We start from the raw sequence: 25,878 nt of genomic DNA on the forward strand, positions 1-25,878 counted from the left end.
CTGGCCGGCCCTGGCGGGTCACACGCAAGCCTACCTGTGAGCTGATGGCCGTGTGGCTTGCGATGCCATGGCAACAGCCCCTAAGGTATAGCGCCACGGCCTGTTACCGCGCGCCGCCTTCTTCAGCCGAGAGTTTTCCGTTCATGCGCCCGAGCTTCCGCCCCCTGCTTTTCTGCCTGTCACTCTTGAGCCTGCCGACCCTGGCAGCGACCGTGAGTGACCTATATCAGGTGCGTGAGACGGTTGCCAGCCAGCAGCCCGAGGAGCGCGATGCCGCCCTGCAGCGGGCGGTCGAGACGCTGGTAATGCGCCTGACCGGCAAACCGGATGCGGCCAAGGGCTCGGCGCTGGCGGAGTTGCGCAAGGATCCGCAGCAGATCATCAGCCAGTACGGTTACGAGGGCGATCATCTGGTGGTCGATTTCGATGCGGTGTCCACCGATCGCTCCCTGCGTCAGGCCGGTTTGCCGCTCTGGGGCGTCAACCGCCCGGCGATTCTCGCCTGGTGGCTGAACGAGACGGTCGACGGCGGCAACATCGTCGGTGACGGCCAGGCCGCTGCCGAGCCGCTGCGCGAGGCCGCCCAGCACCGTGGCCTGCCATTGCGCCTGCCGTTGGCCGACCTCAGCGAGCAGCTGGTGGCGACCAAGGAGGCGCTGGGCGCCAAGGATCCGGGTGAGCTGCGTTCGGCATCCGAGCGCTACGGCGCCGACGCCTTGCTGGCGGTGCGCACCAGTGAAACGGACGGCAAGTGGCAAGCCAGCTGGCAGCTTTGGCTGGGCGATGATCATGATCAGGGCAAGGCCGAAGCAGCCGACCAGGCCGCGTTGGCCGATGCGGTGTTGCTGGCGGTGAGCGAGCGCCTGGCGCCACGTTTCGTCGTCGCTCCGGGCGCCAGTTCGACGCAGACGGTGGAAATCATCGGCGCCGATCTGTCCCGCTACGCCGAGCTGCAGCGGGTGCTCGAACCCTTTGGCGCCCAACTTCAGTCGGTGCAGGCCGACCGGCTGATCTACAAGGTCAACGCCAGTGCCGAGCAGCTTCGCACCCAACTGGGCCTGCTGCAGTTGCACGAGGTGTCGGCTGCCGAACTGGCCGTCGAGGCGCCGGCGCCCGCCGAGCCCCAGGCACCCGTCGATGCCAGTCAGGCGCCGGTGGCGCCTCAGGCTGCGCCACCAACGTCACCGGCCAGTGCATCTGGCGATGTTCTGTACTTTCGCTGGTAGACTGCCCGCCAACTGAACCGCTTCGCTTTCGACGGCCATGGCCGAGGTCGTTTTGCGAGTGCGCACCGACCTGACTTTCGCTTCTGAGGATCGAGCATGCCCGTTTCGTCTCGCTGGCTGTGGATCGCTGCCGTGCTGGTGCTGGGCGGCTTCCTGTACGTGCTGCATCCGATTCTTTCGCCGTTTCTGATGGGCATCCTGATCGCCTACCTCGGCGATCCACTGGTCGATCGCCTGGAGCGCCTCAAGCTGTCGCGTACCTGGGGCGTGATCGTGGTATTCGGCCTGTTCACCCTGCTGATGGCCCTGGCTTTGCTGGTGTTGATTCCGATGCTCGGCAAGCAATTGGTACGGCTGTACGAACTGCTACCACAGATGCTCGATTGGGCGCAGAACCAGGCCTTGCCGTGGGTTCAGGTCAAGCTCGGCCTGAACGAGGGCTTCTGGCGCTTCGATGAATTGAAAAAGGCATTGTCCGGTCACCTGGGGCAAACCACCGATATCGCCGGGCTGGTGCTGTCGCAGGTCACCGCGTCGAGCCTGGCCCTGGTGGCCTGGGTGGCCAACCTGCTGCTGATTCCGGTGGTCAGCTTCTACCTGATGCGCGACTGGGACCTGCTGGTCAGCAAGCTGCGCGGCCTGGTGCCGCGCGACAACGAGGGCGTGGTGGTGAAACTGGTCGGTGAATGCCACGAGGTGCTGGGCGCGTTCCTGCGCGGTCAGCTTCTGGTAATGCTGGCGCTCGGTGCGATGTATGCGGTCGGCCTGATGGCCATCGGCTTGGAACTGGGGCTGTTGATCGGCCTGCTGGCTGGCCTGGCGAGCATCGTGCCGTACCTCGGTGTGGTGGTGGGTATCGGCAGTGCACTGCTGGCGGGGCTGTTCCAGTTCGGCGGCGACCCTTATCCGCTGTTGATGATTGCCGGCGTGTTCGTGGTCGGTCAATTGCTCGAAGGCATGCTGCTGACGCCGCTGCTGGTCGGCGACCGCATCGGCCTGCACCCGGTGGCGGTGATCTTCGCGATCATGGCCGGCGGCCAGCTGTTCGGTTTCACCGGTATTCTTGTGGCGCTGCCGGTAGCCGCAGTGATCATGGTGCTGCTGCGCCATGTGCACGAACTGTACAAGCAGTCCGATGCCTACGCGGGGCAGGCTCCGGTGCAGCCAAAGCCTGGGCGCAAGGCGCGCTGAAGCCGCTTCTCGTTGGCTAAATCCTTGTATTGCCTTGGAAAGTGGGTCAATGACAGGCAGCCGCCAAGGGTATAAACTGCGCCACCTTTATTCAGAGCGCCAAGCGGGCTCCGCCGAGCCAATTTCTCCAGCATGAAGCCGATTCAACTGCCCCTGGGTGTGCGTCTGCGCGACGACGCCACCTTCGCCAATTACTACCCGGGCGCGAATGCCGCTGCCCTCGGGTACGTGGAGCGTCTGTGCGAAGCCGAGGCAGGCTGGACGGAGAGCCTGATCTATCTGTGGGGTGGCGAAGGCGTCGGGCGCAGCCACCTGTTGCAGGCGGCCTGCCTGCGCTTCGAGCAGCTTGGCGAACGTGCCGTCTATTTGCCACTGGCCGACGTGGTGCAATACGGCCCGGCGATTCTCGACAACCTGGAACAGTTCGAGCTGGTCTGCCTGGACGATCTGGAAGCCGCTGCCGGCCAGCGTGCCTGGGAAGAAGCGCTGTTCCACCTGTTCAATCGCCTGCGCGACAGCGGTCGTCGTCTGTTGCTGTCGGCCAATGCATCACCGCGCGAATTGTCGATCAAGCTGCCTGACCTCAAGTCGCGCCTGACCCTGGCGCTGGTATTCCAGCTGCAGTCGCTGTCCGACGAGGACAAATTGCGCGCTCTGCAGCTGCGGGCTTCGCGCCGCGGCCTGCACATGAGCGAAGAAGTGGGACGCTTCATCCTCACCCGTGGCGAGCGCAGCATGAGCGCGTTGTTCGATTTGCTCGAGCGTCTGGATCAGGCGTCGCTGCAGGAAAAGCGCAAGCTGACCATTCCCTTCCTCAAGGAAACCTTGGACTGGTAGCTAGCTCCGGCCCGGTCGCATCCTACATCTCGCTGCTTTCTTCCACGCTGCCGATCCGCTGGTACTGTGCGCACCAGCGCGTATACAGCAGCGCGCTGGTGAACAGTGTCAGGCTGAGCAGAATTTCCAGCCAGCCGAACAACCGCTTGGACGGATCGAACGCGGCCAGCACGCCCTGGATGAAATACAGGTTGACCACGAAGCAGGCCCACGAATGGGTGCGCGGGTGGCCGCCGATGATGCCCGGTGCGAGCAGCAGCAAGGGCAGCAGCTGAAAGGCCAGCACTGCCCACAGCAGCGTGCTGGGCACGGCGGCGTAACCCAGGTTCCAGATCAGCAACAACGCCGCCAGGGCCAGAAAGCTGGCCAGGCTCAGATAGCGGCAGGCGCGCAGGCGCGGCAGCAGCCAATCCACGCTGGGCAGCGACTTGGCCGCTTTAGCCACGTTCATCGCCCAGCTTGAGGGCGATGCTCGCCAGGCGTTGGCCCAGAGCGCGGCACAGGGTGATCTCATGCTCGTCGAGGGCTCGCTTGCCGTCGGCGCCTGCATGATGGCTGGCGCCATAGGGCGTGCCGCCGCCGCGAGTCTCGACCAGCGCGGATTCGCTGTATGGCAGCCCGGTGATCAGCATGCCGTGATGCAGCAGCGGCAGCAGCATCGACAGCAGGGTGCTTTCCTGGCCGCCATGCAGGCTGGCCGTGGAGGTGAACACGCCCGCCGGTTTGCCGACCAGGCTGCCGGTCAGCCACAGGTTGCTGGTGCCGTCGAGGAAGTACTTCAGCGGCGCGGCCATGTTGCCGAAGCGTGTCGGGCTGCCCACTGCCAGGCCAGCGCAGTTCTTCAGGTCGTCGAGGCTGGCGTAGGGGGCGCCCTCGGCGGGAATGCTGTCGGCGACCGCTTCGCACTCGGCGGAAACCGCTGGCACGGTGCGCAGGCGCGCTTCCATACCCTGCAGTTCGATGCCGCGGGCGATCTGACGGGCCATCTCGGCGGTAGCGCCATGGCGGCTGTAGTAGAGCACCAGAATGTAGGGGGTCGTCATGGCAGCAGCTCCAAGATGTTTTCCGGCGGCCGACCGATCACGGCGCGATCGCCGGCGATCAGGATCGGCCGTTCGATCAGGCGCGGGTGGGTGATCATGGCCTCGATCAGCGCGTCTTCATCGAGTGCGCTGTCGGCCAGGTTCAGTTCGCGGTATTCGTCTTCACCGCTGCGCAGCAGTTGCCGCGCGGGCATGCCGAGCTTGTTGAGCACCTCGCGCAATTGTGCGGCGCTGGGCGGATTATCGAGGTAAAGCACCACGCTCGGCTGCAGGTCGCGCTCTTCGAGCAGTTGCAGGGCCGCGCGGGATTTCGAGCAGCGCGGGTTGTGATAAAGGGTCAGATCGGTCATGGCAGTCGTCGCTTCTGGCGGCAGATGGCGGCTATTCTAACCGCGTCGGCGTCTTGCGCTGAACGGGGTGCGGCAATCAGGGCGAACCTAAGTGCCGGCCCGGCGTCTGTAGTGCGTCGGTCACAATGGCTTGTGGCCAGCTTTTCCGCTCGTTCGTATTGCCTGTGCCCCAGGTGGCGCCGGGTTGACGATGATGCACAGATTTCGACTGCCCTTAAGAGGTGGGTATGCAGCAGCGTCTGCGAGACTGGCTTGAGTTCTGGGGATTCCTCTGGCAGCGCTTCTTCGATAATCGCGGTGCCGACAATGCCGCAGCGCTGACCTATACCACGCTGTTTGCGGTGGTGCCGATGATGACCGTCACCTTTGCGGTGCTCTCCGCCGTGCCGGCCTTCCAGGGTACTGGTGAGCAGATCCAGGCGTTCATCTTTCATAATTTCGTGCCGTCTGCCGGCGAGACGCTGCAGGAGTACCTGCGTGATTTCACCACCCAGGCCCGGCAGCTGACCTGGATCGGCGTCGCCGTGCTGGCGGTCACAGCGTTCTGGATGCTGGTCACCGTCGAGCGCACCTTCAACACCATTTGGCGGGTACGACAGCCGCGGCGCGGTATCGCCACCTTCCTGCTGTACTGGGCGATCCTCAGCCTGGGTCCGATGCTATTGGGCGCCGGTTTCGCCATCAGCACCTATGTCGCTTCGCTGTCGCTGCTCAGCGGGCCGGACGCGGTAGTCGGCGCCAAGACGTTGCTGCGTTTCACGCCGCTGCTGTTCAGCGTGGCGGCTTTCACTCTGCTCTACGCGGCGGTGCCCAACGCCCGGGTGCCGCTGCGCCATGCGTTGTGGGGTGGGCTGTTCACGGCGGTGCTGCTGGAGTTGGCCAAGGCGATTTTCGGCTTTTACGTGCGTTTCTTCCCCGGCTACCAGTTGATCTATGGCGCCTTTGCCACGGTGCCGCTGTTCCTTTTCTGGGTGTTCCTGTCCTGGCTGATCGTGTTGCTGGGGGCGGAGCTGGTCTGCAACCTGGGTGTTTCCCATCAATGGCGCAAGCGCGCGATGCCCAGGGCGCTGGTGTTGCTAGGGATTCTGCGGGTATTCCACGCGCGTCAGCGTACCGGCCTCAAGGTGCGTCATCGCGATATTCAGCGTCAGGGCTGGTTGCTGCCCGAGCATGAATGGGAGAAGGTGCTGAGCTTTCTGGAGGAACAGCGTCTGGTCGCCAGCACCGGCGGTGATAGCTGGATGCTCAGCCGCGACCTGAATCATTACTCACTGCAGCAACTGATCGAGCGCAGTCCCTGGCCGTTGCCCCACCTGAGTCAACTGCCCGATGAATTGGACGAGCCCTGGTATCCCGCGCTGCGTGAGGCGCTGAAGCGGCTGCATGACGAGCAGACGGTGTTGTTCGGAGACAGTCTGGCGCATTGGCTGGAGGGGCAGGGCGGTGACACAAAGTGACGTTCCACGTCGCTTGTTAATGTTCAGCCTGATAGCTCGGTGCTACCCTGTGGTGCCGGCTGATTGGCGTCAGCAAGCTGGCATGCTTCTGGCTATGCACTTTCAGCCGATGTTGCACCATCCAGAGAAAGAACAATGCTCAAACCATCCCCCAAGGTCGTGATGCTCCATGCTCGTGATAGCGAGCGTGCGCTGGAGAATCTGAATCGCATCACCGGGCTGCGTTTCAGTCGCTGGCCCGAGTCCTTGGTGACCACCACCGCTACTGCGGCGGTAGCAGATGATCAGCCTCGGCAGGGCGCCTGCGATGCGTCTGCCGAGGTCAATCAGGCGTTGGCCTGACCAACCAGCGTTTGCGCAATCGTCGCTTCGACGGCCTGTACAAAAAGCTCTTCGACTTTTACCTCGACCTGCAGATGAGCCGAGCGCAGACGTATCTGCATGTCCTCAATCCGCTGCGCCACTGGTAGGCGTGCGATACCGGAAAGTAGGATCCTGTCCTGGGCGCCGACCTTGGCGTGATCCAGGTTGACTGAGCGGATCTGCTCGCCGTCGCGATAGCGCACCTGCAAGGATACCAGGCTGCCGGCCTGGCCGGGCAGATGCAGCCAGGCGGCCACGTTGAACTCGGCCACCCGCCCGTCATAGTCAGTCAATTGCAGGTGGGCGCTCTGGATCAGATGGGCGGGGACCTGGCCGATCAGTGTGTCATGGGCGTTAGGCATGCGGATTCCCTGGCTGGCGAAGGACGTCAACGGGTAAGTATAAGGACGGTGCCCTTGCTCAAACTGTGCGCCAGGCCGCCCTTACGAGTGACCGGCTTCTCATTCAGGGCAGTTCCAGCGGGTGACGGCTTACCGTGGCACTGGCCAGGTTGCAGGCTGGCAACTGCAGGCGGTTCTGGTTGACCGCGCTGGGCAGTTGCAGCCACAGGTTTTCGCCGTCGCTGAACTGGTTGTGCGGCACCCACAGGCCGTGGTGCCAGCCCTCCCGGGGTTTCGGCGTGCTCTGCAGAATACCGAGATGTGCCTGGCTGCTGGGCGCACGCCTGAGCCAGGTCGGTTGTGCCAGCCCCTTGAGGTAGCGAAGGCCCAAGTGAAATCCGTCGTCGTTGAGATGTCGCCAGCACACCAGGGCCAGCACGTCGCTGTCGGCAATCAGCAGCACCAACTGACCAACCGGCAGGCTGTGGGCGACATGTGCTGGGCAGAGTAAGCGTGCGCCGCCCGGGCCGATATCGAGAATCTGGCCTGGTGTGCATTGCGGCCGCTGCTGCAGAAGCTGGGCATGGATGGCCGGGATACCGATGGCCAGCCGGCAATCGCTTTGTTGCGGGGTGCGCGAATGGCGACGCTGATCGGTGCCCAGCCAGTGATGATGCACCCGCTCGAGCAGCTCGCGTTCACCTGCGCTGCGCAGTGGCGCAGGCTCACCAAGTGCCACCAGCAGGGCGCCCAGCTCCAGGCGCCGCAGGCTTTCATCGCCAGCCTGCGGGCGTTGCTGATAGGTCAGGCACGGCTGCGGACGCTGCAGATCGATCAGCGGGCCTTCGGATTTGTCCTCCGCATCCCAAGGCATCAGGCGGGCAAGCGCTGCCAGCGGGGCCAGGGCGGCGAACAGTCGCTGACATTCTTCCGGCTGCAGGTGCGGCGGGTTGCTCAGGGCCAGCAGTAATATCTGCTGATAGAGCCCGCGCAGGGTGTCGGCCGGTATAGGCGTAAATGCCGCGGCTACCGGCTCGTCGAGACAGCCATGCTGCTCGCCCAGCCAGTAGAGCAGGTGGCTGTCCTGCCATAGGCTGGCATCTGCTTCACGGTACTGCTGGAAATGGCGCAGCAAGGTTTGGGCGATAAAGTGCTGAGCCATGTACAGGCACCAGGCCAGGTGCGGCTGAGATGGCTTGTGACCCTGCAGTATCTGCAGCAGCAGACGCTTGTAGCCAATGGCGAGCTCATTGCACAGTTGCAGCTGGTGTTCGGCGTTGGCGGGAAGGCTGCCCGAAGCGCCGTAGTAGCGATACTCGTCACTGAAGTTTTGCAGCGCCCGCTGTCTTTCGAGTAAGGTCATTGCGCTGCGATTCAGGTGCGCGAGTCGGGTGATCAACTCTTGCAGGCCGGCTTCCGGCGGCAACTGGCGAGAGGCGCTCAGGCTTGTGCCGAGGGTGGCCTGGTCGATCGAGTCGGTCTGAAGCGCGTCGGGTACAGCGAGCTGCAGGGCATCCAGTGTCATAGCAACCTTATCGATATGAGGACCGTTTCCATGGTAGAGCGATTCCCGCGAGTCATCGGGCTGATGATGCTGCTCATAGCCGCTGCGGTGCTGGCAGGTTGCAAGGCAGACGTGGGTGTCGACCAGCATGGGCAGAAGGTAGCGGTTGAGCGCCTTGAAGGCCAGTGGCTGGTTATCAATTATTGGGCCGAATGGTGCGGGCCTTGTCGTTCGGAGATACCCGAACTGAACGGCCTGGCGCCCGAACTGGAGAAGCAGTCCATCGGCCTCTTCGGCGTGAACTTCGACGGTTTGCAGGGCGAAGAGCTCAGCAAGGCGGCCGAAGCGCTGGGTATCGAGTTCACCGTGTTGGCCAAGGATCCTGCCGAACGTTTCGGTTTACCGCCCAGTGACGCCCTGCCGGTTACCTATATCGTCGACGATCAGGGCAAAGTCCGCGAGCGTCTGCTCGGTGAACAGACCGCCGAAGGTCTCAAGGCGCGGCTGGCGGCGCTGCGTCAGGAGGGCTGAGACCATGAACATCATCTGCCGTCACGCTTATGCCGAAGGGCGTGTACAGGGCGTGGGTTTTCGCCAGAGCACGGCTAGCGAAGCCCGGCGCTTGCAGCTGTCAGGCTGGGTGCGCAATCTGGCCGATGGCCGTGTTGAGGTCTTGTTCGAGGGTGAGGAGGGCGCTGTACATTCACTGGCCCAGTGGCTCGAACGCGGACCTTCAGGTGCTCGCGTAGTATCGCTAACGCTGAGTGAGCATCCGATACAGGATGCACAGCACTTCGAGATTCGCCGTTAACGAACTAGTCTTCGCCCGGGTCGGCAGCCAGCCGGCCGGCTTTTTGTGTGAGCGAATTGAGAAATTCGGCCTGCAGTTCCGGATCGTTGCGGGTCAGCTCGATCAGGCTCTGCTCCAGCTCGCTGGCCTCTTCCTCCAACCCCAGGTCGGACAGGCGCTTGACGCGGTGCACCCATTGCTCGACGTCGCCGCCTTCGAGGTCGTCGTAGATCAGGTCATGGGCTTCGCGCAGCTTGCCGCGCAGGGTGCGGCTGACCAGTAGCGTTGCCTCGGCGCTGGTGGCGTCCTGCTCGTCGGTCGCGCTCAGCACCAGGGTGCCGACACGGGCGATGCCCTGATCAGCGAACGGGCCGTCGAGCAGGTTGAGTCGCAGTACACCATTGCGGTCGGTGAGCAGCTCGTGGGTCTGTGTGCCGGCTTTGATCGTCACCGGGCGCTCGGCCCAGGGCAGGCTGGAATAGTCCGTGCGGGTTTCCTGACGCTTTTCGTCGATGCCGGCCAGGTTCTGCTGCGAGCGGCCGTTGGATTCGACGTTCATGAACGGGTTGATACCCGCCACGCCGTAGCTGATCCAGTCCTTGGTGGCGGTGTCGGGAATGCGCCCGAGCGCCACCACGTTGAGCACATTGGCGGCGATGCCGCCGACGATGGCCACTGCGCCGAGCGGGATTTCATAGATCTCGCGCCACGGCTGGTAAGGCGTATAGCGGTCGTAATGGCGGGTGACCTCGAACGGCGTCACCTCGAAGACTTTCTGCTCATTCACGCGCACCCTGCGCTGGGGCAGTTCGAGCACTTCTGGCTGCCCCACGTCGATCTGCAGGCTGTGGCTCAGCAGTTTGCGTTCGACACGTTCCTCATGCTCGCTGCGCTGCGGCAGATGGTTGGCGCAGCCAGCGAGAAAGAAGGCGCCACAGGTGGTGGCGCCGAGAAGGCGTAGGGTGCTTCGCTTGAACATGACGGCTCTTTGGCGGGTCAGCGGCGGATACGGTTCTGGATGAACGGCAGGATCTCGTCGACGGCGACTGGCTGAGCCTCGGTTTCCAGACGGCTCTTGTACTCCAGGTTGCCTTCGGCCAGGCCGCGGTCGCTGACCACGATACGATGCGGAATGCCGATCAACTCCATGTCTGCGAATTTGATGCCCGGACTGGTCTTTTTGTCACGGTCATCCAGCAAAACTTCGAAGCCGGCGGCTGTCAGTTCGCCGTACAACTTGTCGGTCGCCTCGCGTACGGCATCGGTTTCGTAACGCAGCGGTACCAGGGCGATCTGGAAGGGCGCCAGGGCATCGTTCCAGATAATGCCGCGCTCGTCGCTATTCTGTTCGATGGCCGCAGCGACCACGCGCGATACGCCGATACCGTAGCAGCCCATGCTCAGCACCACCGGCTTGCCGTTCTCGCCCAGTACCTGGCAGTTCATTGCCTCGCTGTACTTGGTGCCCAGCTGGAAGATGTGCCCGACTTCGATGCCGCGCTTGATCTCCAGGGTGCCTTTGCCGTCGGGGCTCGGATCACCGGCCACAACGTTGCGCAGGTCGGCGACGGTCGGTACCGGCAGGTCGCGCTCCCAGTTCACGCCGAAGTAGTGCTTGTCGTCGATGTTGGCGCCGATGGCGAAGTCGCTCATCAACTCCACCGAGCGGTCGATGATGATCGGCAGCGGCAGGTTCAGTGGGCCCAGGGAGCCGGCCCCGGCGCCGATGGCGTCGCGCAGTTCGGCGTCCGATGCCATCACCAGCGGGCTGGCGACGCCAGGCTGGTTGGCGGCCTTGATCTCGTTCAGCTCGTGATCGCCACGAACGATCAGCGCGATCAGCTTGCCTTCTTCTTCGGCATGCACGATCAGCGTCTTGATGGTGCGTTCGATGGGCAGGTCGTAGCCATCGACCAGTTGCTGGATGGTCTTGGCGTTCGGGGTATCGACCAGGCGCAACTCTTCGCTCGGCGCCGGGCGGGCGGACTCGCGAGGAATGGCTTCGGCCTTCTCGATGTTGGCGGCATAATCGGAAGCGTTGCTGAAGACGATATCGTCTTCACCGGATTCGGCCAGTACGTGGAATTCGTGGGAGCCAGCGCCGCCGATGGAGCCGTTGTCCGCCACTACCGGGCGGAAGTTCAGTCCCAGGCGGGTAAAGATATTGCAGTAGGCCTGGTGCATGCGGTCGTAGGTCTGCTGCAGAGATGCCTGGTCGGCATGGAAGGAGTAGGCGTCCTTCATGATGAACTCGCGACCGCGCATCAGGCCGAAGCGCGGACGGATCTCGTCGCGGAACTTGGTCTGGATCTGGTACAGGTTCAGCGGCAGTTGCTTGTAGCTGTTCAACTCGTTGCGGGCAAGGTCGGTGATTACTTCTTCGTGGGTCGGGCCCACGCAGAACTCACGATCATGACGATCCTTGATGCGTAGCAGCTCCGGCCCGTACTGCACCCAGCGCCCCGACTCCTGCCACAGCTCGGCAGGCTGGATGGCGGGCATCAGCACCTCCAGTGCGCCGGCGGCATCCATCTCTTCACGCACGATTCTTTCCACCTTGCGCAGGGTGCGCAGGCCCATCGGCAGCCAGGTATACAGGCCGGAAGCGAGCTTGCGGATCATGCCGGCGCGCAGCAGGAGCTGGTGGCTGATCACGACGGCATCGGAGGGCGTTTCTTTGAGGGTTGAAAGCAGGAACTGACTGGTACGCATGATGGGCCGTTCTGTCGGTTGCGAAGGGGGATTTTATGGCTCGGCATTGTACGGCGCGAGGCCGGTGGCGTACAGGATGGGAGGTGCTGCCGGTAAGTTGACGTGGTTAGAGTGCAGCTCGGTTGCGCTCAAGGAATTCGTACCGTATTGGTTTTGGGGTGCAAATAAAAAACCCGGCCTAAGCCGGGTTTTTTGAACTGCGATCAGGCTTGCGCGAGATTACAGAACGCTGAGCGGGTATTCGACGATGAAGCGCAGGTCGTTGACGTCGCCTTGGGCGTTGTCACGGTAGAACGCTTGGCGAACGCGCAAGGACAGATCCTTAGCTGCGCCATCCTGGATCACGTACTTGGCCTCCATATCCACTTCACGCTCGGTGTAGTTCGCATCAGCGGTACCGCGGACATAGCGGGTCATGAAGCTAAGGCCCGGAACGCCGAAGGTGGCCATATTGATGTCGTAGCGAGCCTGCCAGGACTTCTCGTCTTTCTGGTTGAAGTCGGAGTATTGAACCGAGTTAGCCAGGAAAATGGTGCCGCCGCCGTCTACGCCATAAACGTAACCGGCATCACCGCTGGAGCGCTGGTGAGCAACGGTGAATTTGTGAGCGCCGATGCTGTAGGCGGCCGCGAGGCTCCAAATTTTGTTATCTACTTCGCCGGCGCGCTCTTGGCCGTCACCTTTGGTTTTATAACCGTTCAGATCGAAGTTCAGAGCCTGATCTTCGGTCAGCGGCAGGTTGTAGTTCAGGTTGACGTAGGTCTTTTTGAAATAGTCTTCGACATCGGAACGGTGAATAGCCGCGCTCAGATCGTCGGTGAATTTATAGCTAGCGCCGAAGATATTGGCGCTGGTGAGGCCCTGCTCGCCCTTGCCGTTAATGTCGTCGCGGCTTGTGCCGGTTTGGCTGCTAAGAGCAGTAAAGCGACCAGCGCTCAGCTCCAGGCCTTCGATTTCGTTACTGACCAAGTAAGTGCCGGTAGCTACTTCTGGCAGGATTCGGCTGTCATCGGTCGAGAAAACCGGGCTAGCAACGAACTGGCTGCCGTATTTCAGGACGGTGTCAGAGATGCGGAACTTAACGGCGCCACCCACTTCGCTCTGAGTGTCGTCGCCGCGACCATCGTCGGTGCGGGCGAACTGGCCAGTGCCGTAGCGGCCGCGACCGCTGTCAATTTTGATGCTGCTCAGGCTATGAGCGTCGAAGCCGAAGCCAACGGTACCCTGAGTGAAGCCCGAACTATACAGCAGACGGATACCCAGGCCGGTTTCTTCGCGGTAACCAGCAGGATTTGCAGAAGTGCTAGCGCCATTCGGGCCATTGCGGAAATCACGGTTCATGTAAAGAACGCGGTTGAAAATATCGAAGGTGCTGTCCTCAAGGAAGCCCTTGGATTCCGACTGGCTGGAAGCCACTGCCATCTGAGAGGTGCCCGCGGCCACAGCCAGGGCGATTACGCTCCACTTCATCACTCGCATCGTGATTTGCTCCTTTGGTTTAGAAGAGTACTTCCGCTGCTCAATAAGGTTGTTATGGCGAGCAGCTCTATTTCTTTTTGTGTCGGATGGAACTTATAGCACGGCACTTTGTATTGGCGATAGTTTCGATCTATCCATTTCGTTGCAACCTATGCAGCTGTCGCTAAGCGCAAGCCGCAGGTCGCAATCAGGCAAGCCCTGCCTGCTACGTACCATCCAACGGTTTACAGCTCTATTACAGGGCCTCCAAGCGTTACCGCGGAGCCCCATCAGGGAGCGCTGCGAGCATATAAGCAAAAGGCGTGCTCAAAATCCTGAAGAGCCTGTAAATAATGGCGCCGAACTGTTTTTTATCGCTGGAAAGTACAGATTGTCGACGTAATCATTCGATTTTTAGCGAGCTGGTTAGTGTGCTTTTTAGTAGCTAGCTATTTATATGCGTGTTTTGTTGATAATGAGTTTTACTTGGCGATTTCGATCAAGTCTGAATGTTTACTTTGGGAAACAATATGGTGCGCGCAGTAGTGAAGGTGTGCATGGTTTTGGTGCGCTTGTTCGGGGTTAATTTTCAATACCTTGGCGGGTATGCTGCCGCCTCTATTGGCGCCCTCTTAGTGGGCGGTTTGTCGAGATGAGGTGAGCAAATGTTCGTACTGGATTCGCGTCTGCAGCAGGACACCTTCGTGCTGGGGGATCTGCCGCTAAGTCGCGTGCTGCTCAGTAACGATGCCCGTTACCCCTGGTTCATTCTGGTGCCGCGACGCGAAGACGTCAGTGAGGTGTTTCAGCTCAGTGCCGAGGACCAGCAGGCGTTGTGGGCAGAAACTGCACTGCTGGGCGAGGTGCTCAAGGATGCATTCAAGGCCGATAAGATCAATATCGCCACCCTAGGTAACGTGGTCAGTCAGCTGCATATGCATGTGATCGTGCGTTACCGTGATGATGATGCCTGGCCCGCTCCGGTGTGGGGGCGGCATCCTGCCAAGCCTTACGAAGAGGCGCAGGTGACCGCTCTGCGTGACAAGCTGCGCTCTGCCATGCCGCGTCAGTATCGTGTCGGGGAGGTTTGAATGACGGCGCTCGAAGAACGCATCGTCGAGCTGGAAAGCCGTCAGGCCTTTCAGGATGACACCATCCAGGCCCTGAATGACGCGTTGGTGGAGCAGCAAAAGCTGATCGAGCGCTTGCAGGTGCAAATCCAGGCGCTGGCCAAGCGTCAGGAGGAAGTCAGCCCCTTCAGTGCCTCGCAAGATGAGGCGCCGCCGCCCCATTATTGAGAGCGGGCGCCATAAATGAAAAAGCCCCGCATCGCGGGGCTTTTCGTTGGCTGGCGGATCAGCGCCGTGTCGGCAGGGCGGCGATCACGTCTTCAGCCTGCAAGCCTTTGTCGCGCTGCATCACTGAAAACTCCACGCGCTGGCCTTCCACCAGAACGCGGTGACCTTCGCCGCGGATCGCACGGAAGTGCACGAAGATGTCTTCGCCAGCATCGCGGGAAATGAAGCCGAACCCCTTCGAGGTGTTGAACCACTTCACGGTGCCGGTTTCTCGGTCGCCCAGGTCTTGCTGCGGTACGGACTTCTTTCTGTCGAAGCGCAGGTTGGTGCCCAGGTGCAGAGCAACGGCCAGAGAGATGATCAGCAGGCTGAACAGCAGGGCAGGTTGCTCGGCGATGAGCGGCAAGGGGGCAAGCAGAATCAGCGCTTGCAGCAAAGTGCCGAGGATCAGCAGGGCGCACGCCAGGTTTTGCAGATGTTGACGGGCATTGCTGTGCCACAGCGGAAACTGCGTAGCCAGCAGCAGGTTGAGAAAGCCAAAGAGTGCTAGGCACAGCGCATCGGGGTGTTGCAGGAACGACTGGCCGTCATTTAGGCCGGGGGCGATGGATAACAGCAGGGCCGACAGCCCCACCAGCAGGTGGACGATTTTAAACATGTTCAACGCACTCACTCGATAAAAGGATCACCAGGAACAGCTGGCTCCACGCGATTTGCCGTGACGTAAGGGCGATGAAGGTTCGGGAGGGCCAGCCTATGCGCCGGCCCATGAGTCGGGATGGCGGCACGGGGCGTATTTAACAGCAAAGAGAAGGGCTACTCAAATGGGCGGCGCTATGCAGTGGCTGTGGCGGGCTGAAACGAAACAGGGCTGCCGTGGCAGCCCTGTTGGCGGAGCGATCAGGCAGCCAGCAGGCTGCGCAGCATCCACGCGGTTTTTTCGTGGACCTGCATGCGCTGGGTCAGCAGATCGGCGGTCGGCTCGTCGCTGACCTTGTCGAGCAGCGGGAAGATACCGCGCGCAGTGCGTACCACCGCTTCCTGGCCCTGCACCAGCAGCTTGATCATCTCGTCAGCGTTCGGCACGCCTTCTTCTTCCTTGATGGAGGAGAGGCGGGCATAGGCGGCGTAGGTGCCCGGCGCCGGGAAGCCCAGCGCGCGAATGCGCTCGGCGATGGCGTCGACCGCCAGTGCCAGCTCGGTGTACTGCGCCTCGAACATCAGGTGCAGGGTGTTGAACATCGGGCCGGTGACGTTCCAGTGGAAGTTATGGGTTTTCAGGTACAGCGTGTAGGTGTCTGCGAGCAGGCGCGACAGGCCTTCGGCGATGGCTTCGCGATCCTGTTCGGCGATGCCGATATTGATTTCCATGGGGGCTCTCCTGATTGGGCCAATGGTTAAAAGGTCGATGGCAAAAATCCTATCATGACCGTTCGTCACATGCGTCGGCTTCGTCTCAATGACGATCATGCTTTGAATCAATCGCGGCTAACGGGTTCAGCTCATTTGCCTGGGCGGTGGCGCGTATCACGTGCTGCGCCTTGTCAATAAAGCCTATATAATTCCGCCCTTTTCACGCGTGCGGCTCAGGCGCCTTGCCCTTTTGGTAGGCGATGTCGACGAATCCAGAACCGATCAGAGAAGCGAACCCGATCATGATGCGCAGCCACTATTGCGGCCAGTTGAACGAAAGCCTGGATGGCCAGGAAATCACCCTGTGTGGATGGGTTCACCGTCGTCGTGACCACGGTGGCGTTATCTTCCTCGATATTCGTGACCGCGAAGGCCTGGCTCAGGTGGTGTTCGATCCGGATCGTGCCGACACCTTCGCCAAGGCCGACCGCGTGCGCAGCGAGTACGTGGTGAAGATCACCGGCAAGGTGCGTCTGCGTCCCGAAGGTGCGCGCAATGCCAACATGGCGTCCGGCGCCATCGAAGTGCTGGGTTACGAGCTGGAAGTGCTGAACGAAGCGGAAACCCCGCCGTTCCCGCTCAACGAATACACCGATGTGGGTGAGGAGACGCGCCTGCGTTATCGCTTCATCGACCTGCGTCGCCCGGAAATGGCCGAGAAGCTCAAGCTGCGCTCGCGCATCACCTCAAGCATCCGTCGTTACCTGGACGACAATGGCTTCCTGGACGTCGAAACGCCGATCCTCACTCGAGCCACCCCCGAAGGCGCCCGTGATTACCTGGTGCCGAGCCGTACCCACGCGGGTAGCTTCTTCGCCCTGCCGCAGTCGCCGCAGCTGTTCAAGCAGCTGTTGATGGTGGCCGGCTTCGACCGCTACTACCAGATCGCCAAGTGCTTCCGCGACGAAGACCTGCGTGCCGACCGTCAGCCGGAATTCACCCAGATCGACATCGAGACCAGCTTCCTGGGCGAAGCCGAGATCATGCACCTCACCGAGACCATGATCCGCAATCTGTTCAAGGAAGTGCTGGACGTCGAGTTCGGCGAACTGCCGCACATGACCCTGGCCGACGCCATGCGTCGTTTCGGTTCCGACAAGCCGGACCTGCGTATCCCGATGGAGCTGGTCGACGTTGCCGATCAGCTCAAGGACGTCGACTTCAAGGTCTTCTCCGGCCCGGCCAACGACCCGAAAGGTCGCGTTGCCGCGCTGCGCGTACCGGGCGGGGCGAGCATGCCGCGCAAGCAGATCGACGACTACACCAAGTTCGTCGGCAACTACGGCGCCAAGGGCCTGGCCTACATCAAGGTCAACGAGCGCGCCAAGGGCGTGGAAGGTCTGCAGTCGCCGATCGTCAAGAACATCGCCGAACCGAACCTCAATACCATTCTTGATCGCGTTGGTGCCGTGGACGGTGACATCGTGTTCTTCGGTGCCGACCGCGCCAAGGTGGTCTGTGATGCCCTGGGTGCACTGCGCATCAAGCTCGGCCACGATCTGAATCTGCTGACTGCTGAGTGGGCGCCGCTGTGGGTCGTCGACTTCCCAATGTTCGAAGAGAACGACGACGGCAGCCTGACCGCCATGCACCACCCGTTCACCTCGCCCAAGTGCTCGCCACAAGAGCTGGAGGCCAACCCGGCCGCCGCCCTGTCGCGCGCTTATGACCTGGTACTGAACGGTACCGAGTTGGGCGGCGGTTCGATCCGTATCCATGACAAGGCCATGCAGCAGACCGTGTTCCGCGTGTTGGGCATCAGTGAAGAAGAGCAGCAGGAGAAGTTCGGCTTCCTGCTCGACGCCCTCAAGTACGGTGCGCCGCCCCATGGTGGCCTGGCCTTTGGCCTTGACCGCCTGGTGATGCTGATGACCGGTGCCAGCTCGATTCGCGAAGTCATCGCCTTCCCGAAAACCCAGAGCGCGGCCTGCGTCATGACTCAGGCGCCGGGTGTGGTGGATGGCAAGTCGCTGCGTGAATTGCATATTCGCCTGCGCGAGCAACCCAAGGCCGAATAAGCCGACACAAGAAGCCTGGTTATCCAGGCTTCTCTGTGTAATGGGGGGAGAGACTCGAACTCTCACACCTTCGCAACCAAGCAAAAAGTTGGAGTTGAATATGGCCGGTCATTCCAAATGGGCCAACATCAAGCACCGCAAGGGGCGTCAGGACGCCAAGCGCGGCAAGATCTTCACCAAGCTGATTCGTGAGCTGACGGTCGCTGCCAAGCACGGCGGGCCGATCCCGGCGGACAACCCGCGCCTGCGTCTGGCCGTCGACAAGGCGCTGACCAACAACATGTCGCGTGACGTGATCGATCGTGCCATCGCACGAGGTGCTGGCAATAACGAAGCCGACAACGTCGTCGAATTCAGCTACGAGGGTTATGCACCGAGCGGAGTGGCGATCATTGTCGAAGTGATGACCGACAACCGTAACCGTACCGCTGCCGAGGTACGTCACGCTTTCACCAAGTGCGGTGGCAACCTGGGTACCGACGGTTCGGTCGCCTACATGTTCGAGCGCAAGGGGCAGATCAGCTTTGCCTCGGTGGACGAAGACGCCCTGATGGAAGCGGCGCTCGAGGCCGGAGCCGACGATGTGGAGATGGGCGAGGAGGGCGCAGCCCTGGTGTCGACCAGCTTCACCGAGTTTCACGCCGTCAACGAAGCCCTGGCAGCTGCCGGCTTCAAGGTCGAGGAGGCGGAGATCGCCATGATCCCGTCGATCAGTGCGCCGATCACCGATCTGGAAACGGCGCAGAAAGTCTTCAAGCTGATCGACATGCTCGAGGACTTGGACGACGTGCAGAACGTCTACCACAACGCCGAAGTCTCCGACGAAATCATGGAGCAGCTCGGCTGATCCGTCGCTGTATCCGAGCCGGAAGTTTGCCGTTGCGCGCTTCCGGCTTTTTTATGGGCGCGTTCGGTGGCCGGCAGTTCGGATGGCTGGGCGAATCCTTTGAGTGACGGCTGCTGCCTGAGGCCCCTATACTCGCGCCTGGATAAATAGACAGTGTGGCTGCCAGGCCACAGGTGGATGACGGGCATGACGCTGATTCTGGGAATCGACCCCGGTTCCCGCATTACCGGCTACGGGGTGATACGCGATACCGGGCGTACCTGCGAGTACGTGGCCTCAGGGTGCATTCGTACCGGCGCCGGGCCGTTGGCCGAGCGCTTGCAGATCGTGTTTCGTGGCGTGAGCGAGGTGATCCGCACCTTCGGCCCAGTGACCATGGGCATCGAGCAGGTATTCATGGCGCGCAACGCCGATTCCGCGCTCAAGCTAGGCCAGGCGCGCGGCGCGGCCATCGTCGCTGCGGTCGAGGCGGGCCTGGAGGTCAGCGAGTACACCGCCACCCAGGTCAAGCAGGCGGTGGTCGGCACTGGCGGCGCCGACAAGGAACAGGTGCAGATGATGGTCATGCACTTACTCAAGCTGGTGAAGAAGCCGCAGATCGATGCCTCCGATGCCCTGGGGATCGCTCTGTGCCACGCCCACCACCGGCAAAGCCTGATTCCCCATGGCCTGGCTAGCGCCAAACGGCGCGGCGGCCGGCTTCGTTTATAAGTATTCGTTCTGGTCGGTAGCGGCTTGTTGCGAGCTGCGCGTGACCTTGAACGGTATTGAATCTTCTATGTGAGGAATGCGTCGGTGATCGGACGTTTACGCGGCACCCTGGCGGAAAAGCAGCCGCCGCATTTGATTCTGGATGTGAATGGTCTGGGCTATGAGCTGGAAGTCCCCATGACCACGTTGTACCGTTTGCCCCCCGTAGGCGAGCCGCTGACCCTGCACACCCATCTGGTGGTGCGCGAGGATGCTCACCTGCTGTACGGCTTTTTCGAGAAGCGCGAGCGCGAGCTGTTTCGTGAGCTGATCCGGCTCAACGGCGTCGGCCCGAAGCTCGCACTGGCGTTGATGTCCGGGTTGGAAATCGACGAGCTGGTGCGCTGTGTGCAAGCTCAGGATACCGCCGCGCTGGTGAAGATTCCCGGCGTCGGCAAGAAGACCGCCGAGCGTCTGCTGGTCGAGCTCAAGGATCGCTTCAAGGCCTGGGAAGCGGTGCCTGGCATGGCGCCACTGGTGGTTGAACCTCGTGCTGGAGGCGCAGTCTCAAGCGCGGAGAATGATGCGGTGAGTGCGCTTATCTCGCTGGGCTACAAGCCTCAGGAAGCCAGTCGCGCCGTTTCGGCAGTCAAAGAAGATGGATTGAGTAGTGAAGACATGATCCGCCGCGCGCTGAAAGGAATGCTCTAGATGCTCGATGCCGACAGGTTGGTGACGGCGGGCAGTCGCGACCGCGACGAGCAGGTCGACCGCGCCATTCGTCCGCTCAAGTTGGCCGAGTACATCGGTCAACCGGTGGTGCGCGAGCAGATGGAGTTGTTCATCCAGGCGGCGCGTGGGCGCAAGGAATCACTCGATCACACCCTGATCTTCGGCCCGCCTGGCCTTGGCAAGACCACCCTGGCCAACATCATCGCCCAGGAAATGCAGGTCTCCATCAAAAGCACATCGGGTCCGGTGCTCGAGCGCCCGGGTGACCTTGCGGCCTTGTTGACCAATCTCGAACCGGGCGACGTGCTGTTCATCGATGAAATCCATCGTCTCTCGCCCATCGTCGAGGAAGTCCTATACCCGGCGATGGAAGATTTCCAGCTCGATATCATGATTGGCGAAGGCCCGGCGGCCCGCTCGATCAAGCTGGATCTGCCGCCGTTCACCCTAGTCGGCGCCACCACTCGCGCCGGCATGCTCACCAATCCGCTGCGCGACCGTTTCGGGATCGTCCAGCGCCTGGAGTTCTACAGCACCGAGGACCTGGCCACCATCGTCAGCCGTGCCGCTGGCATCCTTGGTCTGCCCATCGAAGCGCGCGGCGCCGTGGAGATTGCTCGTCGAGCGCGTGGTACGCCGCGTATTGCCAACCGCCTATTGCGCCGGGTACGCGACTTCGCTGAAGTGCGCGGCCAGGGCGCCATTACCCAGCAGATCGCCGACCTGGCGTTGAACCTGCTGGATGTCGATGAGCGCGGCTTCGATCATCAGGATCGTCGCCTACTGTTGACCATGATCGAGAAGTTCGATGGCGGCCCGGTGGGTGTCGACAGTCTGGCAGCGGCGATCAGCGAAGAGCGCCACACCATCGAGGACGTGCTCGAGCCGTACCTGATTCAGCAGGGTTACATCATGCGCACGCCCAGAGGACGTGTTGTGACCCGTCATGCCTATTTGCACTTTGGCCTAAATGTTCCCAAGCGAATGGACGAGCGCCCGACGCTCGACCTATTCAACGATGGACACGCGCCATGAAAAAAATACTTGCGCGCCCGATTGGCAAGACACGGGGCTGGCACTAGAGTATGCGCGCCCAAGATGCCGGTCAGCCGTTTGCACATCGCTGTCGTGTCTATTACGAGGACACCGATGCGGGCGGAGTGGTCTATTACGTCAACTACCTCAAATTCATGGAGCGGGCCCGTACCGAGCGATTGCGTGAACTGGGTTTTTCCCAATCGACGCTGGCTGGTGAGGGGCTGCTGTTCGTCGTGCATTCCAGCGAAGCGCGTTACCACGCGCCGGCGCGGCTGGACGACGAGCTGGTAGTCAGCGCCGAGGTATATGAGTTGAACCGTGCCAGCCTGCGCTTTCGTCAACAGGTGAGGCGGGTTGCAGATAACGTGCTGCTCTGCGAAGGGCAGTTTCTGGTGGCCTGTGTGCGCGCCGATAATTTCAAACCCCGGGCCATGTCCCCGTCTCTGCGAACGGCGTTTGCAGGGCAGGGTGACGTTGCCGGTACATCTACTGCAGGAGAGTAAGCGTGCAAGCCAACGCAAATGCCGTTGACCACATGTCGATGTGGAGTCTGATCAGCAACGCCAGTCTGGTGGTGCAGTTGGTGATGCTCACCCTGGTGGCCGCCTCGGTCATCTCGTGGGTGATGATTTTCCAGCGCAGCAATTTCCTGCGCTCGGCCAAGCGTTCGCTGGATAGCTTCGAGGAGCGTTTCTGGTCGGGTATCGACCTGTCCAAGCTGTATCGCCAGGCCGGCAGCAACCCGGATCCGGACTCGGGCCTGGAGCAGATCTTCCGCGCCGGGTTTAAGGAGTTCTCGCGCCTGCGCCAGCAGCCGGGCATGGATCCTGACGCCGTGATGGACGGCGTCGCCCGTTCCATGCGCGTGGCTATTTCCCGTGAGGAAGAAAAGCTGGAAACCAGCCTGCCGTTCCTCGCCACCGTCGGTTCCACCAGCCCGTACATCGGTCTGTTCGGCACCGTATGGGGGATCATGAACTCCTTCCGCGGCCTGGCGCAGGTTCAGCAGGCCACCCTGGCGACCGTCGCTCCAGGTATTGCCGAGGCACTGATCGCTACGGCCATCGGTCTGTTCGCGGCCATCCCGGCGGTCATCGCCTACAACCGTTTCTCCGCTCGCGGTGAAATGCTGATCGGCCGCTACTACACCTTCGCCGACGAATTCCAGGCGATCCTGCACCGCAAAGTACACAGCAGCGAAGAATAAGCTTCCGGCGCACTCAACACAGGTTTCAATACCATGGCCAGAGCCAGAATTCGCAACAGACGCAAGCCCGTCGCCGAGATGAACGTGGTGCCCTACATCGACGTGATGTTGGTGCTGCTGGTCATCTTCATGGTGACGGCGCCGATGCTCAACCAGGGCGTCAAGGTCGACCTGCCGCAGGTCAGCAGCGATGTGCTGCCCCAGGATAACGATTCCCAGGTGCTGACCATTTCCATCAAGTCCGACAAGTCGTACTACTGGAACATGGGCACCGAGGTGGACACCGATACGGTTCAGGATCGCGCCCTGACGCTGGATGAAATGACCCGCGCAGTGACCGCCATCATCAACCAGAGCCGCAGTCAGGGTAAGCAGGTGCAGGTGTTCGTGCGCGGCGACAAGGCCGTCGATTACGGCACCGTGATGTCCGCCATGGGCGGCCTGCAGCAGTCGGGCGTGGGTAACGTCGGCCTGATCACCGAGGCGCCCTGATGCAGCAGCGTGAACGCTCACCTTCGGAAAGCCTGTTCTGGCCGGTGGTTTGGGCCGTAGGGCTGCACGTGCTGATGTTCGGCATGTTGTTCGTCAGTTTCGCCTTCGCACCCGAGCTGCCGCCGGCAAAACCGATCGTGCAGGCTACCCTGTACCAATTGAAGTCGCAGAGCCAGGCCACTACCCAGACCAACCAGAAGATTGCCGGCGAAGCGAAGAAGACTGCCGCGCCGCAATACGAAACCGAGCAGCTGGAACAGAAAAAGGCCGAGGCCGAAAAACAGGCTCAGGCCAAGGCTGAGGCGCAGAAGCAGGCAGAGGCCAAAGCGGCGGAACAAAAGAAAGCCGACGAGGCTCGAAAAGCCGATGCAGCCAAGAAGGCTGAGGCCGATGCCGCAGCGAAAGCTGCCGAGCAGAAGAAGCTCGCTGATGTAGCGGCGAAGAAGAAAGCAGCGGAAGAGGCCGAGAAGAAAAAGGCCGCTGACGAAGCAGCGAAGAAAAAAGCCGCCGAGGATGCCAAGAAAAAGGCAGCCGAAGAGGCGAAGAAGAAAGCGGCAGCTGAAGCAGCCAAGAAAAAGGCTGCCGAAGATGCCAAGAAGAAAGCGGCGCAGGCGGCAGAGCGCAAGGCGGTCGAGGACAAGAAGGCAGCGGCACTGGCCGAGCTGCTGTCCGACGATACCGAGCGTCAGCAGGCGCTGGCAGAGACCCAGGGTGACCAGGTCGCCGGCAGTCTTGATGATCTGATCGTCAAACTGGTGAGTGAGCAGTGGCGACGTCCGCCGTCTGCTCGCAATGGCATGAGCGTTGAAGTGCTGATCGAGATGTTGCCCGATGGCACCATCACCAATGCCAGCGTGAGTCGCTCCAGCGGTGATGCGCCCTTCGACAGTTCAGCGGTACAGGCAGTACGCAACGTGGGGCGTATTGCAGAAATGCAGCAGCTTGATCGTGCCACGTTCGATCGGCTTTACCGGCAGCGTCGTGCCGTCTTCAAACCGGAGGATTTAGGTCTGTGAATACCCTGATGCGAATCGTTGTACTGGGCCTGGCCATGCTGGTCGGTACCGTGCAAGCGGCTGATCCCTTGGTCATCAGTACCGGTACTGATCGAGCCACTCCCATTGCTGTAGTACCTTTCGGCTGGCAGGGCGGCAATGTGCTGCCCGAAGACATCTCTACCATCGTCGGTAACGATCTGCGCAACACTGGCGTGTTCGAACCGATTCCGCGCCAGAATATGATCAGCCTGCCGACTCAGGCCAGCGAGGTCATCTTCCGCGACTGGAAGGCGCTCGGTGCTCAGTACGTGCTGGTCGGCAACATCGTGCCCAATGGCGCGCGCCTGCAGGTGCAATACGCGCTGTTCAACGTGGCGACCGAGCAGCAGGTGATGACCGGCACCGTAGGTGGCGGCACCGATCAGCTGCGCGACATGGCGCACTACATTGCTGACCAGTCGTTCGAGAAGCTCACCGGCGTCAAGGGTGCCTTCTCCACGCGCATGCTCTACGTGACGGCCGAGCGCTTCGGTGTGAACAACACCCGCTACACCCTGCAACGCTCGGACTATGACGGTGCCCGCGCCGTGACCCTGCTGCAGTCGCGCGAGCCAATTCTGTCGCCGTCCTTCGCTTCCGATGGCAAGCGCATCGCCTATGTGTCGTTCGAGCAGAAGCGCCCGCGCATCTTCGTGCAGAACGTCGATACCGGTCGCCGCGAGCAGATCACCAATTTCGAAGGCCTCAATGGCGCGCCGGCCTGGTCGCCGGACGGCAGCAAGCTGGCGTTCACCCTGTCGCGTGACGGCAACCCGGAAATCTACGTAATGGACATGGGTTCGCGTAACCTGCGTCGCATCACCAACAATTCGGCTATCGATACCGAGCCGTTCTGGGGCAAGGATGGCCAGACCATCTATTTCACCTCCGACCGTTCCGGCAAGCCGCAAATCTATAAGACCAACATCAATTCTGGTGCGGTCGACCGAGTGACCTTCGTCGGTAACTACAATGCCAACCCTAAATTGTCCGCTGACGAAAAAACCCTGGTAATGATTCATCGCCAGGATGGTTACACCGTGTTCAAGGTAGCGGCTCAGGACCTGGAACGCGGCAATCTGCGCATTCTTTCAGATACAAGTTTGGATGAGTCGCCTACTGTTGCGCCCAATGGCACCATGATAATCTACGCTACCCGCCAGCAGGGGCGGGGAGTCCTGATGTTAGCGTCCACCAATGGTCGCGTTAGGCTCCCTCTACCTACCGCTCAAGGCGAAGTTCGAGAGCCATCCTGGTCCCCCTTCCTGAACTGATGCGCGGTGCTTTACCTGTTTGATGCTTAACACACTGGGGTTCATTAGGAGTTACACATGGAAATGCTGAAATTTGGCAAGTTTGCTGCACTGAGCCTGGCTCTCGCCGTGGCTGTTGGCTGTTCCTCCAAAGGCGGCGACGCTGCTGGCGAAGGCGCTGTAGATCCGAACGCTGGCTACGGTGCTAACACCGGCGCCGTTGATGGCAGCCTGAGTGAAGAAGCCGCTCTGCGCGCTATCACCACTTTCTACTTCGAATACGACAGCTCTGACCTGAAGCCGGAAGCCATGCGCGCTCTGGACGTTCATGCCAAGGACCTGAAAGCCAACGGCGCTCGCGTCGTTCTGGAAGGCCACGCTGACGAGCGCGGTACCCGCGAATACAACATGGCTCTGGGCGAGCGTCGCGCCAAGGCCGTTCAGCGTTACCTGGTTCTGCAGGGCGTTTCCCCTGCTCAGCTGGAGCTGGTTTCCTACGGCGAAGAGCGTCCGGTTGCTACTGGCAATGACGAGCAGTCCTGGGCCCAGAACCGTCGCGTCGAGCTGCGTAAGTAATTCGA

At 61.4% G+C, this 25,878-nt stretch carries 30 protein-coding genes; 20 read left to right on the forward strand and 10 right to left on the reverse strand.

The genetic code is table 11. From position 1 onward, the window contains the following. The first annotated feature begins 143 nt into the window (after positions 1–143). The 3 genes from BM279_RS08170 (at position 144) to hda (ending at position 3,254) form a co-directional block, all read left to right on the forward strand. The gene (locus BM279_RS08170) at positions 144–1,226 is read left to right on the forward strand and encodes a DUF2066 domain-containing protein (protein ID WP_093502689.1); all 1,083 of its coding nucleotides are present in this window, start codon (positions 144–146) and stop codon (positions 1,224–1,226) included. A gap of 96 nt (positions 1,227–1,322) precedes the next feature. After that, a complete protein-coding gene (locus BM279_RS08175; RefSeq protein WP_093502691.1) occupies positions 1,323–2,417 on the forward strand; it encodes an AI-2E family transporter in 1,095 nt (364 codons plus the stop codon). A 132-nt stretch (positions 2,418–2,549) separates the two neighbouring features. Beyond that, positions 2,550–3,254 carry a DnaA regulatory inactivator Hda gene (gene hda, locus BM279_RS08180; protein ID WP_093502693.1) on the forward strand — a complete coding sequence of 235 codons (705 nt, stop codon included), beginning with the start codon at positions 2,550–2,552 and terminating at the stop codon, positions 3,252–3,254. A 22-nt stretch (positions 3,255–3,276) separates the two neighbouring features. On the opposite strand, the gene BM279_RS08185 is transcribed toward hda, so the two are convergent. The 3 genes from BM279_RS08185 to arsC are packed head-to-tail and all read right to left on the reverse strand — an operon-like array spanning position 3,277 to position 4,647. Further along, on the reverse strand, positions 3,277–3,699 hold the full coding sequence (locus BM279_RS08185; protein WP_093503509.1) for a DUF2069 domain-containing protein: 423 nt from the start codon (positions 3,697–3,699) through the stop codon (positions 3,277–3,279). Further along, positions 3,692–4,297, reverse strand: a complete 606-nt coding sequence (gene wrbA / locus BM279_RS08190) for an NAD(P)H:quinone oxidoreductase (protein WP_093502695.1) — start codon at positions 4,295–4,297, stop codon at positions 3,692–3,694. The genes BM279_RS08185 and wrbA overlap by 8 nt, the downstream gene beginning before the upstream one ends. Further along, positions 4,294–4,647, reverse strand: a complete 354-nt coding sequence (gene arsC, locus BM279_RS08195) for an arsenate reductase (glutaredoxin) (protein WP_093502697.1) — start codon at positions 4,645–4,647, stop codon at positions 4,294–4,296. Before arsC ends, wrbA begins: the two co-directional genes overlap by 4 nt. Positions 4,648–4,874: 227 nt before the next feature. Between arsC and BM279_RS08200 the strand changes: the two genes are divergently transcribed. Both BM279_RS08200 and BM279_RS08205 read left to right on the forward strand, forming a co-directional pair. Beyond that, positions 4,875–6,104 carry a YihY family inner membrane protein gene (locus BM279_RS08200; protein WP_093502699.1) on the forward strand — a complete coding sequence of 410 codons (1,230 nt, stop codon included), beginning with the start codon at positions 4,875–4,877 and terminating at the stop codon, positions 6,102–6,104. A gap of 135 nt (positions 6,105–6,239) precedes the next feature. Beyond that, positions 6,240–6,446, forward strand: a complete 207-nt coding sequence (locus BM279_RS08205; protein WP_093502701.1) for a hypothetical protein — start codon at positions 6,240–6,242, stop codon at positions 6,444–6,446. Here the strand turns inward: BM279_RS08205 and BM279_RS08210 are convergent. Then, the gene (locus tag BM279_RS08210; RefSeq protein WP_093502703.1) at positions 6,431–6,829 is read right to left on the reverse strand and encodes a hypothetical protein; all 399 of its coding nucleotides are present in this window, start codon (positions 6,827–6,829) and stop codon (positions 6,431–6,433) included. The genes BM279_RS08205 and BM279_RS08210 overlap by 16 nt on opposite strands. Before the next feature lie 103 nt (positions 6,830–6,932). After that, positions 6,933–8,333 (reverse strand): PilZ domain-containing protein, encoded by a 1,401-nt coding sequence (locus BM279_RS08215; RefSeq protein ID WP_093502705.1) that lies wholly within the window; start codon positions 8,331–8,333, stop codon positions 6,933–6,935. Positions 8,334–8,363: 30 nt separating this feature from the next. Here BM279_RS08215 and BM279_RS08220 point away from each other — a divergent pair, with 30 nt between their 5' ends. Both BM279_RS08220 and BM279_RS08225 read left to right on the forward strand, forming a co-directional pair. Further along, a complete protein-coding gene (locus tag BM279_RS08220) occupies positions 8,364–8,843 on the forward strand; it encodes a TlpA disulfide reductase family protein (RefSeq protein ID WP_093502707.1) in 480 nt (159 codons plus the stop codon). Positions 8,844–8,847: 4 nt separating this feature from the next. Beyond that, positions 8,848–9,123: an acylphosphatase gene (locus BM279_RS08225; RefSeq protein ID WP_093502709.1), complete on the forward strand. Its 276-nt coding sequence runs from the start codon at positions 8,848–8,850 to the stop codon at positions 9,121–9,123. A 4-nt stretch (positions 9,124–9,127) separates the two neighbouring features. Here BM279_RS08225 and BM279_RS08230 read toward each other — a convergent pair whose 3' ends face one another. From BM279_RS08230 to BM279_RS08240, 3 genes are all read right to left on the reverse strand, one after another. Further along, positions 9,128–10,081 (reverse strand): hypothetical protein, encoded by a 954-nt coding sequence (locus tag BM279_RS08230; protein WP_093502711.1) that lies wholly within the window; start codon positions 10,079–10,081, stop codon positions 9,128–9,130. 17 nt (positions 10,082–10,098) lie between these two features. Next, positions 10,099–11,814, reverse strand: coding sequence for a proline--tRNA ligase (locus tag BM279_RS08235; RefSeq protein WP_093502713.1), 1,716 nt, complete (start codon positions 11,812–11,814; stop codon positions 10,099–10,101). A gap of 219 nt (positions 11,815–12,033) precedes the next feature. Then, positions 12,034–13,293, reverse strand: coding sequence for an OprD family porin (locus BM279_RS08240; RefSeq protein WP_093502715.1), 1,260 nt, complete (start codon positions 13,291–13,293; stop codon positions 12,034–12,036). Positions 13,294–13,937: 644 nt separating this feature from the next. Here BM279_RS08240 and BM279_RS08245 point away from each other — a divergent pair. Together BM279_RS08245 and BM279_RS08250 are read left to right on the forward strand one after the other, a co-directional pair. Then, the gene (locus tag BM279_RS08245) at positions 13,938–14,363 is read left to right on the forward strand and encodes an HIT family protein (protein WP_093502717.1); all 426 of its coding nucleotides are present in this window, start codon (positions 13,938–13,940) and stop codon (positions 14,361–14,363) included. Further along, the gene (locus BM279_RS08250; RefSeq protein ID WP_027909644.1) at positions 14,364–14,570 is read left to right on the forward strand and encodes a SlyX family protein; all 207 of its coding nucleotides are present in this window, start codon (positions 14,364–14,366) and stop codon (positions 14,568–14,570) included. 58 nt (positions 14,571–14,628) lie between these two features. Here the strand turns inward: BM279_RS08250 and BM279_RS23740 are convergent, their stop codons facing one another. After that, positions 14,629–15,228, reverse strand: coding sequence for a cold-shock protein (locus BM279_RS23740; RefSeq protein WP_093502719.1), 600 nt, complete (start codon positions 15,226–15,228; stop codon positions 14,629–14,631). Positions 15,229–15,470: 242 nt separating this feature from the next. Further along, positions 15,471–15,941 (reverse strand): Dps family protein, encoded by a 471-nt coding sequence (locus BM279_RS08260; RefSeq protein ID WP_093502721.1) that lies wholly within the window; start codon positions 15,939–15,941, stop codon positions 15,471–15,473. A gap of 284 nt (positions 15,942–16,225) precedes the next feature. Here BM279_RS08260 and aspS point away from each other — a divergent pair, with 284 nt between their 5' ends. The 11 genes from aspS to pal all read left to right on the forward strand — a co-directional run bounded on the left by aspS (position 16,226) and on the right by pal (position 25,873). After that, positions 16,226–18,001, forward strand: coding sequence for an aspartate--tRNA ligase (gene aspS, locus BM279_RS08265; protein ID WP_093502723.1), 1,776 nt, complete (start codon positions 16,226–16,228; stop codon positions 17,999–18,001). Positions 18,002–18,101: 100 nt separating this feature from the next. Further along, entirely contained in the window at positions 18,102–18,848 is a 747-nt protein-coding gene (locus tag BM279_RS08270; RefSeq protein ID WP_093502725.1) for a YebC/PmpR family DNA-binding transcriptional regulator, read from the forward strand. Between the two features lie 186 nt (positions 18,849–19,034). After that, positions 19,035–19,559 (forward strand): crossover junction endodeoxyribonuclease RuvC, encoded by a 525-nt coding sequence (gene ruvC / locus BM279_RS08275; protein WP_075932110.1) that lies wholly within the window; start codon positions 19,035–19,037, stop codon positions 19,557–19,559. Positions 19,560–19,643: 84 nt separating this feature from the next. After that, entirely contained in the window at positions 19,644–20,249 is a 606-nt protein-coding gene (gene ruvA / locus BM279_RS08280; protein ID WP_013790635.1) for a Holliday junction branch migration protein RuvA, read from the forward strand. Continuing rightward, positions 20,250–21,305, forward strand: coding sequence for a Holliday junction branch migration DNA helicase RuvB (gene ruvB, locus BM279_RS08285; protein ID WP_093502727.1), 1,056 nt, complete (start codon positions 20,250–20,252; stop codon positions 21,303–21,305). Positions 21,306–21,355: 50 nt separating this feature from the next. Then, positions 21,356–21,811, forward strand: coding sequence for a tol-pal system-associated acyl-CoA thioesterase (gene ybgC / locus BM279_RS08290; RefSeq protein WP_093502729.1), 456 nt, complete (start codon positions 21,356–21,358; stop codon positions 21,809–21,811). 32 nt (positions 21,812–21,843) lie between these two features. Next, entirely contained in the window at positions 21,844–22,515 is a 672-nt protein-coding gene (gene tolQ, locus BM279_RS08295) for a protein TolQ (protein ID WP_036986435.1), read from the forward strand. Positions 22,516–22,548: 33 nt separating this feature from the next. Then, entirely contained in the window at positions 22,549–23,007 is a 459-nt protein-coding gene (tolR, locus tag BM279_RS08300) for a protein TolR (protein WP_013790639.1), read from the forward strand. Then, on the forward strand, positions 23,004–24,023 hold the full coding sequence (tolA, locus tag BM279_RS08305; RefSeq protein WP_027904827.1) for a cell envelope integrity protein TolA: 1,020 nt from the start codon (positions 23,004–23,006) through the stop codon (positions 24,021–24,023). Before tolR ends, tolA begins: the two co-directional genes overlap by 4 nt. Then, positions 24,020–25,318, forward strand: a complete 1,299-nt coding sequence (gene tolB / locus BM279_RS08310) for a Tol-Pal system beta propeller repeat protein TolB (protein ID WP_013790641.1) — start codon at positions 24,020–24,022, stop codon at positions 25,316–25,318. Before tolA ends, tolB begins: the two co-directional genes overlap by 4 nt. Before the next feature lie 57 nt (positions 25,319–25,375). After that, positions 25,376–25,873, forward strand: coding sequence for a peptidoglycan-associated lipoprotein Pal (pal, locus tag BM279_RS08315; protein WP_093502731.1), 498 nt, complete (start codon positions 25,376–25,378; stop codon positions 25,871–25,873). Positions 25,874–25,878: the final 5 nt, after the last annotated feature.

The organism is Phytopseudomonas straminea (assembly GCF_900112645.1).
GTDB classification, from domain to species: domain Bacteria; phylum Pseudomonadota; class Gammaproteobacteria; order Pseudomonadales; family Pseudomonadaceae; genus Aquipseudomonas; species Aquipseudomonas straminea.

What these genes read in the sequence shown, in the direction of transcription:
- BM279_RS08170 (WP_093502689.1), top strand. Translation starts at nt 144, where the DNA reads ATGCGCCCGAGCTTCCGCCCCCTGCTTTTCTGCCTGTCACTCTTGAGC.
- BM279_RS08175 (WP_093502691.1), top strand. Translation starts at nt 1,323, where the DNA reads ATGCCCGTTTCGTCTCGCTGGCTGTGGATCGCTGCCGTGCTGGTGCTG.
- hda (WP_093502693.1), top strand. Translation starts at nt 2,550, where the DNA reads ATGAAGCCGATTCAACTGCCCCTGGGTGTGCGTCTGCGCGACGACGCC.
- wrbA (WP_093502695.1), bottom strand. Translation starts at nt 4,297, where the DNA reads ATGACGACCCCCTACATTCTGGTGCTCTACTACAGCCGCCATGGCGCT.
- arsC (WP_093502697.1), bottom strand. Translation starts at nt 4,647, where the DNA reads ATGACCGATCTGACCCTTTATCACAACCCGCGCTGCTCGAAATCCCGC.
- BM279_RS08200 (WP_093502699.1), top strand. Translation starts at nt 4,875, where the DNA reads ATGCAGCAGCGTCTGCGAGACTGGCTTGAGTTCTGGGGATTCCTCTGG.
- BM279_RS08205 (WP_093502701.1), top strand. Translation starts at nt 6,240, where the DNA reads ATGCTCAAACCATCCCCCAAGGTCGTGATGCTCCATGCTCGTGATAGC.
- BM279_RS08210 (WP_093502703.1), bottom strand. Translation starts at nt 6,829, where the DNA reads ATGCCTAACGCCCATGACACACTGATCGGCCAGGTCCCCGCCCATCTG.
- BM279_RS08215 (WP_093502705.1), bottom strand. Translation starts at nt 8,333, where the DNA reads ATGACACTGGATGCCCTGCAGCTCGCTGTACCCGACGCGCTTCAGACC.
- BM279_RS08220 (WP_093502707.1), top strand. Translation starts at nt 8,364, where the DNA reads ATGGTAGAGCGATTCCCGCGAGTCATCGGGCTGATGATGCTGCTCATA.
- BM279_RS08225 (WP_093502709.1), top strand. Translation starts at nt 8,848, where the DNA reads ATGAACATCATCTGCCGTCACGCTTATGCCGAAGGGCGTGTACAGGGC.
- BM279_RS08230 (WP_093502711.1), bottom strand. Translation starts at nt 10,081, where the DNA reads ATGTTCAAGCGAAGCACCCTACGCCTTCTCGGCGCCACCACCTGTGGC.
- BM279_RS08235 (WP_093502713.1), bottom strand. Translation starts at nt 11,814, where the DNA reads ATGCGTACCAGTCAGTTCCTGCTTTCAACCCTCAAAGAAACGCCCTCC.
- BM279_RS08240 (WP_093502715.1), bottom strand. Translation starts at nt 13,293, where the DNA reads ATGCGAGTGATGAAGTGGAGCGTAATCGCCCTGGCTGTGGCCGCGGGC.
- BM279_RS08245 (WP_093502717.1), top strand. Translation starts at nt 13,938, where the DNA reads ATGTTCGTACTGGATTCGCGTCTGCAGCAGGACACCTTCGTGCTGGGG.
- BM279_RS08250 (WP_027909644.1), top strand. Translation starts at nt 14,364, where the DNA reads ATGACGGCGCTCGAAGAACGCATCGTCGAGCTGGAAAGCCGTCAGGCC.
- BM279_RS23740 (WP_093502719.1), bottom strand. Translation starts at nt 15,228, where the DNA reads ATGTTTAAAATCGTCCACCTGCTGGTGGGGCTGTCGGCCCTGCTGTTA.
- BM279_RS08260 (WP_093502721.1), bottom strand. Translation starts at nt 15,941, where the DNA reads ATGGAAATCAATATCGGCATCGCCGAACAGGATCGCGAAGCCATCGCC.
- aspS (WP_093502723.1), top strand. Translation starts at nt 16,226, where the DNA reads ATGATGCGCAGCCACTATTGCGGCCAGTTGAACGAAAGCCTGGATGGC.
- BM279_RS08270 (WP_093502725.1), top strand. Translation starts at nt 18,102, where the DNA reads ATGGCCGGTCATTCCAAATGGGCCAACATCAAGCACCGCAAGGGGCGT.
- ruvC (WP_075932110.1), top strand. Translation starts at nt 19,035, where the DNA reads ATGACGCTGATTCTGGGAATCGACCCCGGTTCCCGCATTACCGGCTAC.
- ruvB (WP_093502727.1), top strand. Translation starts at nt 20,250, where the DNA reads ATGCTCGATGCCGACAGGTTGGTGACGGCGGGCAGTCGCGACCGCGAC.
- ybgC (WP_093502729.1), top strand. Translation starts at nt 21,356, where the DNA reads ATGCGCGCCCAAGATGCCGGTCAGCCGTTTGCACATCGCTGTCGTGTC.
- tolQ (WP_036986435.1), top strand. Translation starts at nt 21,844, where the DNA reads ATGTCGATGTGGAGTCTGATCAGCAACGCCAGTCTGGTGGTGCAGTTG.
- tolR (WP_013790639.1), top strand. Translation starts at nt 22,549, where the DNA reads ATGGCCAGAGCCAGAATTCGCAACAGACGCAAGCCCGTCGCCGAGATG.
- pal (WP_093502731.1), top strand. Translation starts at nt 25,376, where the DNA reads ATGGAAATGCTGAAATTTGGCAAGTTTGCTGCACTGAGCCTGGCTCTC.